The organism is Desulfitobacterium sp. LBE, assembly GCF_007830365.1.
Lineage (GTDB): Bacteria > Bacillota > Desulfitobacteriia > Desulfitobacteriales > Desulfitobacteriaceae > Desulfitobacterium > Desulfitobacterium hafniense.
The window spans coordinates 4,298,289-4,311,438 of sequence record NZ_VLKD01000001.1; the positions used below are offsets into that span (position 1 = coordinate 4,298,289).

The following is a 13,150-nucleotide window of genomic DNA, read 5'->3' on the forward strand; positions in this document are numbered from 1 at the left end:
TGGAACCTCAGCCTTCTTTAAAGTAATCCGCGTCGTCTTTTCAGGGAATTGTAGGCCAGTCCGATGGTGATGGAAAAGAGAGTCATCAGCTGGAGATTGTAGAATATACCGGCCATAAAATTATAGACGAAGATGGAGGGCAGAACGGCCACATAGGCCGCGATCAGCTGTGAAGGCAGATCGTAAGAGCGTCCGTGCACCAGCATCTGAGTTTGTCTTCTCAGATGCATAAACCCTTTGATAAAGGGCAGAAGGAAGAAGCTCAGATAAACCACCAGCCCGACAAAACCATAGCGTCTGGAGAAGAGGGCATATTCATTATCTACCAGAGTGGTCATGACATACTTCTGGGTACCCCAGCCCAAAATCGGCGATTGGGAGATGCTTCCCACGGCGACTCCCCAACGATCCATATGTCCTTGAAAAGAAGTGCTATTGGAGAAATTCAGCCCCTCGGTAAGCCGGTAGAAGAAGTCCCCGGAGGCCGTGGCAAAAAGGATGATAGTCAGCAAGAACAAGGCCCCTATTTTGATCATGACCTCTTTACTGCGATGGTGATAGAAAAAGGCCCATGCGCACAGAATGATATAAAGCAAAGCAATGCCAAAGAGAGCCGTGCGGGAGATGGTGAGAAACTCCAGTTTGATGACCAGGCCGATAAGAACAAAGATCAGCCAAGGGAATTTGCCCAGATGTTCCCCGAAGAAATAGTGAACGGTGAGGTAAGACAGGGTAATCACCGTAAAGATACCGAAGACATTAGGATTGTCAAAAGTCCCCAGAACCCGGGCCGGGTTACCCAGAATCAGGGTATCCCAGTGCAGGGGGTTGAAGAAAGGGGAGATCCAGGTATTCATATTAAATAAATTGAAATGCTGTCCCCAGCCAAAAAGGATGAGAAAGCCTAAGGCTCCTAAGAAGACGTTCTTAAGGAAACCGAACTCGCCTTCTTGCAAGTCAATGGACAGAACCAGGGTGATTACCAGAAAATGTTTGAAGAAAGTGACCAGTTCCATCACGTCTCTCAAGCCGTAGTAGCCGGCTCCCAGAATCACCACGCCATAGAAATTGGAAATGGCATAGGAAAGGGTAAGAAGCCCCCAAAGGATCAGAACCCATTTGAGTACCGGCTGCTGTGCCCGAAGCTCTTCCCGGGCATCAGGTGAGAAACGGAACCCCCTGGCTATAAAGGCTAAGAGATTTAAGCCAAAGATTCCGAATAAAAGCACCTCATCCACCCGGATATTGGGTAAAGAAGGGTGAACTTCAAAGGAGGGGAGAAGCATCGCTGATAGCATCACCAGTACCAGTAAAATCAAACGACTCTCATTGCGTCGGGTCAGTCCATTATTCCAAAACATAGGGGCCTCCTCAAATGCTTACTTATTTTGCATCTATCTAATCAACAAACCTCGTATTCCTGTTATTAATTTACCCTAAACCAAAAATATCATGAACTCAGCCTAACGTCTTTAACAGGATGACCGCAATTTCCTCTTGCTGTTCCTGAGTTAATTCCGGATAACAGGGAATAGCCAGGGCTTGCTCACAAGCTTCTTCGGCGATGGGGAAATCCCCGGCCTGATAGCCCAGATAGGCTAAGGCTTTTTGCAGATGCAGAGGCACCGGATAATAAACAGCATTGGCCACGCCCCTCTCTGTTAAAGCAGCCATAAGCTTCTCCCGCTGAGCCGTCCGCACCACATAAAGATGGAAGACATGTTTATTCTCTCCATCTGTAAAGGGGAGAATGACCTGATGAGTGTCTGCTAAGGGAGCCAGCAGTTGATGGTAGACGGCAGCCTTTTCAGCCCGGGTCTGATTCCACTGATCGATGTAACGGAACTTAACCCGGAGGATAGCTGCCTGCAGTTCATCAAGACGGCTGTTATACCCGATCTCATCATGATAGTATTTGGTCTGGCAGCCATGAAAACGCAGCATGCGGGCCTCCGCGGCCAAGGCATCGTCATTGGTGACGATCATCCCGCCATCTCCATACCCGCCTAAATTCTTGGTGGGGAAAAAGCTGAAGGTTCCCGCATCCCCAAGAGCTCCGGCCTTATGTCCTTTATATTCTGCCCCTATGGCTTGTGCTGCATCCTCAATCACCTTTAACTGATGTTTTTGAGCCAGAGCCAGGATGGGATCCATATCCGCCATCTGGCCAAAGATATGGACAGGGATAATTCCCTTGGTTCGTGGGGTAATCTTTTCCTCCAGCTTAGCCCCATCCATATTCAAAGTACGGGGATCCACATCTACAAACACCGGCGTAGCACCCACTTGAGCGATGGCTTCCGCAGAAGCAAAAAAGGTGAAAGGGCTGGTGATCACTTCGTCGCCAGGGACTATGCCACAGGCTTTTAAGGCAATCACCAAAGCATCGGTGCCATTGCCTACAGCTATGGCATGCTTGGTCCCGCAGTACAGGGCCATCTCTTCCTCAAAGCGCTTCATCTCGGGACCGAAAATAAATTTGCTGGAATCCAGAACCGCCAGGACGGCCTGATCTATTTCCTCTTTAATAGAAAGATATTGAGCCTTCAAATCCAACAGGGGAATAGACATAGTATTCTTCCTTTCATCATATAATGTCTAATATGTTTAAAATTCTACACTTAAGGGTACAACGAAAAAGGGCATATTTCAAGGCGTGAGCCAGGATTTTTAGTTCATTGACAAACGACCCACGAACGTAATACTATGTATTACAAAGGAGGTTCGGTATAATGACTATTTCAATTAGGCTTAGTCCTGCTGAAGCAGAACTTATCAAGGGATATGCAAAAATGAAAAATCAAAGCGTATCGGATGTGATGAGAAAGGCAATCCTTGAACAAATAGAAGAAGAATATGATCTTGAGCTGTATGAAAAAGCAATGACAGAATACCTAAAAGATCCTGTGACCTATTCCCTCGATGAAGTGGAAAAGGAATTGGGTATTCGCTGATGTACAAGGTTGCTTTTACTGAAGAAGCGAAAAAGAACATTAAGAAGCTGGATAAACCTATTGCCCTCCTTATTCTAGCATGGATACGCAAACATTTGGAGGGGTGTGAAAATCCACGTCAACACGGAAAGGCACTTAAGGGTAATTTGGACCATAAGTGGCGATATCGGATAGGTGACTATCGTTTGCTTGCAGAAATAAATGACCGTCAAATCACCATACTCATCGTGGCTGTAGGCCATCGTAAAGAAGTTTATAAAAAGCAATAGCACAAAGGGAGTGTCCAACTGCTGTGAAGCAGCCAACGACACTCCCTTATCTATTTGGGTTATCTTCCTAGCGAAGATGCTGATTGAGCAGTGGAAACAGGCCTTCAGCCGTATTCTCATCCACCCAGCCCATCGCCCAGGGGCCTACTCCGGCCAGTCCGAATTCATTGATGATGGAGAGCTTGGCATTCCAGCTGGTATAATCATCGAAGAATACGGTGTGCTCCACACCCTTCTCATCGGTGTACTTAAAGGTCGGTGTCCCTACAGGATCTGCATCATTGTATTTGGAGTAGGTGATGGTTGCGCCATAGGAGTCGGCGAGCTCTAAAGCCTTGGAATAGCCGAAGGCTGTAGAATTATAGGTGGGATTGCCATTGGCATCTTTGCCGTCAACCACCCAATCCCGTCCGTAATAAGGAATTCCCATCAGAACCTTGCTCATGTCTACCCCTTGACCCTGGATATAGGTCAGAACCTGCTTAATCCAGGGATAAGGGGAGATGGGTCCGGGAGCAGAGGTCCGATAATGATGATCATAGGTCATGACATGGAGATAATCCACAGCCTGGGAAAGAGCTTTATAATCATAGGCATCCAGCCAGTACTGAGAAGAAGACATGCGGGGCATGACGGCCATGACTACCAGCTTATTCATAGACTGCAACTCAGAGTGGAGGGATTCCATAAAGGCGGTTAAATCGTTTCTTACTCCATCATAGGGATCCTTGGCATCCCCGTAATCCAAAGGAGTCTCAAAATCGATGACCACTCCGTCCGCATTGGTATTCTTAAGCAGAACCACGATCTCGCCGATCAGCTTCTCCCGGGCGGCCGGGCTTTTCAAAAGAGTGTTCAGGGTTGCCCCGCTGCCATTGATCAGAGGTAGAACTTTCATGCCCAGCCCGTGAGCCATATTGGTCAGCTGCTTATAATTGCTGGAGCCTTCGTCCCATACCAGCTTCAAGCTTCCATCCGTACCGATGGAACCGCGCCAGTTCGGGGACACATAGTCCACATAATCAGTAGCCTTGCCGGGAATCAAAGAAAGTTGCCGAAGATAGGTCTCATAGCTGGCATAACCATCCCAGTATTGGAGGGAAATCTTCGGATTCACATTCCCTGTGCGAATAATGCTTTCCATGCCATAGCTAATCACGCCCCAGCCACCCAGCAGAGTGAAGGAAGCTCCCTCGTCACGGCGGCTGCCCAGGTAGCTCATGCCCTCTTCGCTGAAGGCCTTGGGCGGTGCTAAGACGATGGGGTGATTGTTCTGAGCTGCCAGGGCGGCTCCGGCCAGGGCATCGGGGAATTTCGCCCCTGTAGCGATATAGACAGCCTCTGTGTTGAAGCTTAAGCTGTTGAGTATTTCCAGATTGGTTCCGTAGCGGTCTGCGCCGGAGAGACGATCCACGGTATAGTCCAGGTCCTCCAGCTGCGCCTTCACTTCAGGAAGGATGACTCCCTCCCCGCCGACTAAAGTCACTTCGGAGACGCCTAGAGCTTGCAGAGTTTCCAGAGTCACCTCAGGAACAGATTTCTTCTCTGTTAAAAGTAGGGGGATTCCCTGAGCGGCAGCGTAAGAGGAGATGCTCAAGGCATCGGGAAAATCACTGCCGGAAGCCAGGAAAACTTTTTCGGACTGAGGAACGGCTGCTTTAGCGATCTCACCGGCCGTCCCATAACGATTGGTCCCCTCAAGGCGTTCCACGGTTAAGCCTTGATCGGTCAAGGTATTCTCGACCTTCTCAGATACGGCACCCGGGCTGCCCAGGATATAGACCTTAGTCGCCCCCAGACGTTGGATTTCTTCCAACACACCTTCGCTCAACTGAGCGGTCTCGGTCAGGAGAAGAGGGCCATTGACCAGGGAACTCTTAGCCAATACCACACCGGCCAGAGCGTCGGGAAAGTCATCCCCCCGCGCCAGAACCACCGCCTCGGCATAATTCCAGCCTGATTGGGAAACTTGAATAGCTGTATCATAACGGGAAGTCCCCGCAAGACGCAACGGCTGGGTCATGGAGGTTTCCGCTTTAACTTCCTCAGGTATTATGGGAGTAAACATGGGACTTGTGAATAAAAGGGTGAATGCCGTCAGAGTCACAACGGCTGTTTTGATGCTCTTTTTCATCTCTCTCTCCTTCCATACTTCTCATCTGGCCGACTAAGCTCCATATCAGCTTGTGAGCCAAGCTTACCCACCTATTGCTCAGCATCCTGAGCGTAATAATTAATAGGCAAAGTCTTTAGAATAGGTAAAGTCTTTAGTCATAGACTAGAGCAGACCACAAAATCTGACATGTTTTTGGATACTTGAAAAATAATTCGTGACAAAAGGTCAAATACCTTGTAGAAATAATAGGGAAATTTAAAAGTTAATAAATTATTAACATATATAGAGGAAGAAAAGCTTATTTTTTTCTGTCTATAAATAAAGGGCAGATAGACCTTATTAAACCTTATTAATTTGAAAGAAGTCTCATTAAATGGTCGGAATTTCCAAGAGGATTAAAGTGAAACCTGTCGAAAGTCCCAAGGATACAAAGTACACAAGGAGGGTTTTCTGTGTGGCCACGACGAAAAAAATGGAGCCTGGTCCTGGGTGCTGTCTTCAGCTTTTGGCTGATGGGGCAAGCCAGTGTTGATGCGGCTCCCTTAACTGCGGAAGTAACGCGCATCTATGGAGAGACACGCATCGAGACAGCCATACGGATTTCTCAAGAAGGTTGGAACGAGGCGAATACTGTAATCTTAGCCCGCTACGATGATTTTCCCGATTCCTTGGTCTCGGTGCCCCTTTCCAAGCGTTATGACGCGCCCATTCTTCTGACGGCCTCTAAAGGTTTGGATGAAGGCGTCCTGGCGGAAATCAAGCGGCTCGGAGCCCAGCATGTGATTCTTTTGGGGGGCACGGGAGTTATGGGAAATCCCATTACCAAGGTTCTGGAAAAAGAGGAACTGACCTGGGAAAGAATCGGGGGCGCCGATCGTTATGAGACTGCAGCTCTGGTGGCGGAGCGCTTAGGCGGCAATGGTCAGGTAATTCTCACCAGCGGGGAGAACTTTCCTGATGCTCTGGCTATCGGCCCTTATGCGGGGATTACCGAAACGCCCCTTTTGCTTACGAAAGCCAAAGACCTTCCCGAGGTCACTCGTCAGAAGCTGGTGGAGTTGGGGGCTTATCAACTGAATCAAGAGTCGGAAGCCGTAACCAAGACTACAGTAGTCGGGGGAGAAAAAGCGATTTCCCCGGAAGCAGTGGCCGGACTGACGGGAATGACCCGTATTGCGGGAGATAACCGGTATGAAACAGCAGCTAAAGCTTTCTGGTTTACTCAAGAGGAATTTGGATCAGATTTTGCGTCCGAGACCCAGAGAACTTTTTTAGTGACAGGGGAGAATTTCCCCGACGCTCTGGTTACAGGTGCCTTGGCTGTTAAACAAAATGCTTACTTATTTATGGCCTATCAGGAAGACTTACCGGCGGTGACCTACTCGGCTCTGGGCAATGCGGCAACGGCTCAGGCTCAGCTCCTGGTTACCATCATCGGCGGGGAAACCGTGCTTTCCGAACGGGTCAAAGGGATCGTGGCAGGAAGCATTCAACCTCCCTACCTCCTGGCGGGACTCACCGTCGTAGTGGACCCGGGACATGGAGGCAAGGACCCGGGGGCGTCAGGTCCCGGCGGGTCTCATGAAAAGAACTCCACCCTGCCGGTGGGACTTTACTTAGCGGATCTTTTGCGGCAGGCCGGAGCGAAAGTTGTCATGACCAGGACGGGAGATACCTCCCCCGCCGGTGCTAACTATACAGAATTAAAAGATTTACAAGCCAGAGTAACCATAGCGAATCAGATTCCGGCGGATCTTTACGTCTCTATACATAACGATGCCTTTTCCAACCCGGAAGCCGGTGGGGTGACCACCTACGTCTCCGCAGAAAATCCTAAAGCCGAGGAGGGAAGAAAGCTTGCTTCCGCTGTTCAACAGGAATTGATCAAGCAGGTGGGGCTCCAGGATCGCAAGGTGAAGACCGCTAATTTTTACGTGATCAAGAATACCACCATGCCGGCCATCCTTGTTGAATTGGGTTTTATCTCCAATCCGGTGGAAGAGAAACTCATCAACGACCCGGAATTTCAGAGAAAATCTGCTCTGGGAATTTACCGGGGGATTCTCGTTCACAAGGGATATTAGCTCAAATAAAACGGTAATTAAGAAAAAGTTTATAAAAAAGTTTACAAAGGGTCTGGAAAAAAGCTGAGTTTTTAGTTAGAATTTAAACATGCGCTCGTATAATTCTTAACTCCGAGATTTTCTAAGATTTTCTAAGAAATTTTTTCGGAGATATGCAGGAATATTAAATCCGGCATCGAATAGTTTATTACGAGTGTAGAAACTGTCAAAGGTTTCTTCATTAGTTCTGTCTAAAGGGTAAGCCACCCGCGAGGCGTGAGCCTCTCAGGGGGGACGCCCCCTTTAAGGGGTGGGATGCCTTTAGATATTGCGCAATGTCTAAAGATTTGCGGCTTATTTAAGGGGGTGAGTGACGACCACTGATCAGCAAAGGTGAGGAGTCTGGCACAGAACTTCTTAATTAAAAAACGAACATGACTGCCGTGACTTCGGAAGACAAAAAACGTTACCACAAGAATGAGAGGAGAAATTCACTACATGAACAAGACAAAAAAGGCTTTAGCCTCCTTAGCTATCGCCGGTATGGTATTGTCAATGGCTCCAGTCAGCGTATTTGCTGCTGACGAGGATACCCGTTTAGCGGGTGCCGACAGATACCTAACCTCGATCAAAATCGCAGAAAAAGCGTATGCTTCTGCAGACACCGCAGTTGTTGCTGCCGGTAACCCCAATAACCTCGTTGACGCTCTTGCTGCAGCTCCCCTGGCAGCTCAAGAAGACGCTCCGATCTACCTGACCGACAAAGCTGACATGAATGACGATGTCGTCAAGTCCATGAAAGCTCTCGGCGTTGACAAAGTCATCGTAGTTGGTGCTGCTGCCAGCAAAGCTGTTGTTGACGAACTGAAAGCTGCCGGCTTCAGTGTTGAAGAAGTTAAAGGTGCTGGCCGTGTTGAAACTGCTGAAGCTATCAACAAGAAGTTAACTGCTCCTGCAGGAACCTTCGTTGTTGGTTATGACGGCGTTGCTGACGCTATGTCCGTTGCTTCCTACGCAGCTGCTAACAACTATGCCATCGTAGTTGCTAACCAAAACGGTACTCCGAACGGCACTGTTGATGCTGACTACATCGTTGGCGGAACCGCCCGCGTTAAAGACATTGCCGGTGCAAAACGTCTTGCCGGTGCTGACCGTTATGACACCAACAAACAAGTCATTGCTGAACTCGACTTCGATTTCGGTACTGTCTATGTTGGTAACGGCCTCACTTTGGCTGATGCCCTCGTAGGTTCCGTGCTTGCTGCACAAACCAATTCCCCGATTGCTTTAACTGACGGAAAAACTGTCAAAGCTGACATCGCTTCCAACCTGGATGCAGACAGCGTTGTTGTTGCTCTGGGCGGAACCGCTGCTGTTAGCAATGCAGTAATTGATGCTGTGAAGAATCCTCCTTCCACCGGAGAGTTCAAAGTTGAGAGCATCAAGGCATCTGCAGCTAACGCTATTAAAGTAAACTTCAGCAAGGCTCCTGCCGATGTTGAAAAAGTAACATTTACCGTTGAAAATGCCGGAACTGCCTTAACTCCGACGGTAAACTGGAATGAAGCCAAAACTGAAGCGACTTTGGCCTACAGTGCTAACTACCCCAATGGCAACTACACTGTAAAAGTTGTTCAGAATGACAAAGAATTGGCTACAAAGGAATTGACCTTCGAGCAACAAAAGGTAGCTAAGATCGAAATTACCTCTGATGTGCTTTCAGTTGACCCAATGACCGGCTTGGGTTATGCTACCTATCAGGTCACCGACCAATACGGAGTGGATATCACCTACCTCCCACTGGCCAATAATATTACATGGCAGCCGGGAATTGGAGCCAAGGAAAAAGAACCACGGGATGGCGTAATCATCATTAAGCCGCTGAATAATATTCCGTTGCTCACTTATCAGACAGCTGTGATTACAGCTTATGATACCAACTCCTTCGTTACCACGACTGCGACTTTGAGCGTATCCCAATCAGCAGGAACCATCAGCAAACTGACTTTGAATAAGCTTTACAGTCTTAATGATGATGAGTTCAGCACCTCAAACACTACAGGTCAATGGTACATTGACTATACAGCTCTGGATGCCAGCGGCAATCCGACAACCAGCTATGAATTAATTAAGAGCGGTCTTCTTCTGAATCAAAACAGCACCACTTTCAATGCTGGACCGTTCCTTATTGGCGAAGTTGTTCAAGACCCTAAAGACAATAAGAAAGCTGCTATTTCCATTAAGCTGGATACTACTAATATTAGCACTCTCGTCTCTGATATGCAGATTCCTATCAATATCATCCTTAAGAATGGTCAAACGGCTAACCTAAATGTCACGTTGAATATGGGTTCTAGAGTAGAATCCATTACACTGTACTCGCCCACAGATACCGTGTCATCCGAGGAAGAGGTTACAATCCCCTTCGTGGCTTATGATCAAAAAGGTAAAAAAATCACATCTTATACTAAGCTGAACGGTAAGCTCGACGTTAATATTTCCAATACCGGCAGCAGTTGGGATCTGGTAGCAGATGCCGATGGTTCTGCCAGATTACTTGTTGATGTGGGTACGCTTCCTCCTAACACCAATTCAATGCCTGTCTATGTAACGGCTACAGTTAAAGCTACAGGAAAGACCAGCCAGTTGAACATTAATGTTCAGAAAAAGGCTGAAGCAGCTACCCTGTCAATCGACAGCGGAGAGTTAGTCCAAGCTATGCAACTAGGTGGAGCAACGCAAGAAATCACCTTCAATTCTACCAGTCCTGAGCTCATGGTCAAAGACCAATATGGTCGCAAGTTTGATATGGTAGCTCAAAGCGACTACAAAGTAGTAGCTAAAACAACAGGTAGTGCAATTAAGCTTCACGACAGCACTGTCACTACGGTTCCAACCACAGAGGCAACTTCTGTAGATATTACAGGCACTGCAAAAGCAAAGGTTACTTCTGTCGATGCTAAATCACAAGTTGTTACTTTCGAATTGGTGAAAGCCGCTACTGGTGAGGTAATCGATAGCAGAAACTACTCCTTCATTGTGGTGAGAAATCAAGATATCGTTGACTATACACTCGAGAGCGTAAACAAACTCTATATTGCTCCTACAGCTTTCCAAGCCGCTTATACTGTGGAAGCAGATGTCTTTGGTAAACTAAATAATGGAGCTAAAGTAGTTCTTGCTGAAACCGTTAACGGTAACGCCACCGTTCAAGGTGCTTCTACCACCAACACTAATGATTTCAATGTAAGTAAAACTGATACAGGACTTGCAGTCTATGCAAAAACCAATGGTACAGTGAAGTCAGCGACCGGAAAAGCAACTGTAACGGTGTATGGTACAGATGAGCGAATCTATAGCATCTCTGCTGACCTGACTTCTTCTGATGAAGCGCCTGTAGTTGAAAGCGTTAGCTATACTGCAAGCAAAACAAAGGCAACAGTTACTAATGACAGAATTAGCATCGCACAAGCTGACTTGAATGGCAGCCAAGTTGTAGAATATGACAAAGATGGAAACAAGCAAAGCGGTTCTAACTTCTACTTCTCCGGCAAGGATCAATACGGTAAAAAAGCTGCTGAACTGAACGTATATGTATCAAACAAGAGTGCTACAGGACTGACTGTTTCAGTTGATCCTACCACTAAAGTGATTAGCGTCAGTGGCGGTGCTTCAGGTGATTCCTTCACTCTGACTGCTGTAGCTGGATCCGGTGCTTCCAAAGCGGTTGTCATCACCCTGAAGTAATTCACAAGGTTTTGAGTAACCGATAGAACAATAGGATAAACGATTGACAGACCCGGCCATAATTATGGCCGGGTCTGTTTTTAATGAAAAATTAATAGTTTTTGAAGTGGGGTAAAGCTTTCAAAACAATGGGATCTTTGATAAACTGAATAAAAAGGACATAACAGAGGAGGAACATCGTGAAAGGGAAGGAAGACAAGGAGATAGGCTGGTATTATTTATTACCGCTGATGTTTATAATATCTATTTTGCCTTTAATAGTTTATTTGAAGGTTATGCCTTTGACGGGACCGAGCTTTGATTTTTGGGTTGGGGCTTCTGAGAATTATGACTTTTTTTCTTATTATAAGGGGATGTGGTTGCTGGTCGCTGCTTCATTGGCAATAGGCATAGTGACCATACGAATATTTCAGAATGATCAGCGTCTAATCAAAAGAGATCTAAAACCTTTTTATGCCGCTTCAGCTGTCTATGCGGCTTTTGTGTTGATTTCCACCCTCGCTTCAGATTACCTTGGCGTTGCTACGACAGGATTCCCGGACCGTTATGAAGGTGCTTATGTTCTTATAGCTTATATTGTAGTTTTTTTAGCAACCACTGCTTTGGTATCTTATGAGGGACAGGTTAGGCTGCTGGTTTACTCATTACTTATGGGAGCTTTGGCAATTTCAATAATCGGCGTATTGCAATATCTTGGCTTAGATCCGCTTAGAAGTGATTTTGGAAAACATCTGATTTTACCTGAGCAATACATAAATATTGCCAATGAACTGGAGTTTTCATTTACTAAACATACAATCTATGCAACCTTATTTCATTACAATTATGTGGGCAGCTACGGGGCCTTGGTATTTCCTCTTTGTTTATCTTTGTTCATCCTGACAAAGGATAATCCTTTCTTCAAGTCACTAATGGGCATTATGTCTGTATTGGTGGGAATCTTAGTTGTAGGCTCGAATGCACGTTCTGGTTTAGTGGGAGTAACCCTGGCCTTATGTATATTTTTGATTGCGATTAATAAAATATTAAAAAAATACTGGAAGGTTTTTGCTGCCAGCCTTATACTTCTTTTGGCGATTGCTTTGGGACTTAATCAATTATCTGAGGGGTACCTAGGAAAAAGAGTCTCATCCCTTTTTTATGATGTCAAAGTTGTCTTAGGTATAGAAAAAGTGGCGGAACCTGGTGCAGAAGAGATCCCTCTTAAGGGAATAACCCTGGAGAAGAGCCGTTGTATAGTGGAGACTGTTACAGAAACGTTGAGCTTTCATTATGAAAACGAAACCCTCGGCTTTTTTGATGGAAATAATATACCGGTAGAATATACATATGATAAAGGGAGTGGCAAAATAACTCTCCATAATCCGGCGTTCCAGGATTACGCGTTAGCAGTTGGTAGTTTTGCCAACAAACTGATCTTGCAATTGGAAAAAGGCAAAATTAGTTTAATGTTCGCCCTTGAGTCGGACCGTATTGCATTGGTGGATAATAAGGGGAGTGAAGTAAGCCTGGAGCCTGTTGAATCCTGGGGTTTTGAAGGCAATGAGAAACTGGGTTCCTCTCGCGGATATATTTGGTCTCGTTCTCTTCCTTTACTTAAAAACACGCTCTTCTTTGGCTATGGTCCGGATACTTTTGCTATAGCTTTTCCTCAGCATGATTTCTATGGAAAATTATATGCATATGACGATATGTGGCATCTGGTGGATAAGCCACATAATCTTTACTTACAGATCGCCATTAATACAGGGATAATATCCTTATGTGCTTTTCTCTTTTTGGTAGGGTTGTACATCTATAAGAGCTTTCGTCTCTATGTATCAAACCCCTTTGATACTTTTCTGTCACAGGCAGGAGTTGGAATATTTGCTGGAATTGTTGGCTATTTAGGAGCTGGATTTTTTAATGATAGCGTTGTGTCGGTAGCTCCTGTGTTTTGGTGCCTTTTGGGACTAGGTGTAAGTATAAATCATATGCTTCAGATAAGAAAAACATTGTAGT

At 46.3% G+C, this 13,150-nt stretch carries 8 protein-coding genes; 5 read left to right on the forward strand and 3 right to left on the reverse strand.

From position 1 onward, the window contains the following. Positions 1-17 precede the first annotated feature (17 nt). Together DESLBE_RS20260 and DESLBE_RS20265 are read right to left on the reverse strand one after the other, a co-directional pair. Positions 18-1,361 (reverse strand): O-antigen ligase family protein, encoded by a 1,344-nt coding sequence (locus tag DESLBE_RS20260; protein WP_144678068.1) that lies wholly within the window; start codon positions 1,359-1,361, stop codon positions 18-20. A 97-nt stretch (positions 1,362-1,458) separates the two neighbouring features. Then, on the reverse strand, positions 1,459-2,571 hold the full coding sequence (locus tag DESLBE_RS20265) for a DegT/DnrJ/EryC1/StrS family aminotransferase (RefSeq protein ID WP_144678069.1): 1,113 nt from the start codon (positions 2,569-2,571) through the stop codon (positions 1,459-1,461). Between the two features lie 161 nt (positions 2,572-2,732). On the opposite strand from DESLBE_RS20265, the gene DESLBE_RS20270 reads away from it, so the two are divergent. Together DESLBE_RS20270 and DESLBE_RS20275 are read left to right on the forward strand one after the other, a co-directional pair. Then, positions 2,733-2,954, forward strand: a complete 222-nt coding sequence (locus DESLBE_RS20270; protein ID WP_018212301.1) for a DUF6290 family protein — start codon at positions 2,733-2,735, stop codon at positions 2,952-2,954. Next, a complete protein-coding gene (locus DESLBE_RS20275) occupies positions 2,951-3,223 on the forward strand; it encodes a type II toxin-antitoxin system RelE/ParE family toxin (RefSeq protein WP_144678070.1) in 273 nt (90 codons plus the stop codon). Before DESLBE_RS20270 ends, DESLBE_RS20275 begins: the two co-directional genes overlap by 4 nt. Before the next feature lie 67 nt (positions 3,224-3,290). Here the strand turns inward: DESLBE_RS20275 and DESLBE_RS20280 are convergent, their stop codons facing one another. Further along, positions 3,291-5,357, reverse strand: coding sequence for a cell wall-binding repeat-containing protein (locus DESLBE_RS20280; protein WP_144678071.1), 2,067 nt, complete (start codon positions 5,355-5,357; stop codon positions 3,291-3,293). Positions 5,358-5,791: 434 nt separating this feature from the next. Here DESLBE_RS20280 and DESLBE_RS20285 point away from each other — a divergent pair, with 434 nt between their 5' ends. From DESLBE_RS20285 to DESLBE_RS20295, 3 genes are all read left to right on the forward strand, one after another. Next, positions 5,792-7,423 (forward strand): N-acetylmuramoyl-L-alanine amidase, encoded by a 1,632-nt coding sequence (locus DESLBE_RS20285; RefSeq protein WP_144678072.1) that lies wholly within the window; start codon positions 5,792-5,794, stop codon positions 7,421-7,423. A gap of 477 nt (positions 7,424-7,900) precedes the next feature. Further along, positions 7,901-11,149, forward strand: a complete 3,249-nt coding sequence (locus DESLBE_RS20290; protein ID WP_144678073.1) for a cell wall-binding repeat-containing protein — start codon at positions 7,901-7,903, stop codon at positions 11,147-11,149. Positions 11,150-11,328: 179 nt separating this feature from the next. Continuing rightward, positions 11,329-13,149 carry an O-antigen ligase family protein gene (locus DESLBE_RS20295; protein WP_243131359.1) on the forward strand — a complete coding sequence of 607 codons (1,821 nt, stop codon included), beginning with the start codon at positions 11,329-11,331 and terminating at the stop codon, positions 13,147-13,149. The last annotated feature ends 1 nt before the right edge of the window (position 13,150 follow it).

What these genes read in the sequence shown, in the direction of transcription:
- DESLBE_RS20260 (WP_144678068.1), bottom strand. Translation starts at nt 1,361, where the DNA reads ATGTTTTGGAATAATGGACTGACCCGACGCAATGAGAGTCGTTTGATT.
- DESLBE_RS20265 (WP_144678069.1), bottom strand. Translation starts at nt 2,571, where the DNA reads ATGTCTATTCCCCTGTTGGATTTGAAGGCTCAATATCTTTCTATTAAA.
- DESLBE_RS20270 (WP_018212301.1), top strand. Translation starts at nt 2,733, where the DNA reads ATGACTATTTCAATTAGGCTTAGTCCTGCTGAAGCAGAACTTATCAAG.
- DESLBE_RS20280 (WP_144678071.1), bottom strand. Translation starts at nt 5,357, where the DNA reads ATGAAAAAGAGCATCAAAACAGCCGTTGTGACTCTGACGGCATTCACC.
- DESLBE_RS20290 (WP_144678073.1), top strand. Translation starts at nt 7,901, where the DNA reads ATGAACAAGACAAAAAAGGCTTTAGCCTCCTTAGCTATCGCCGGTATG.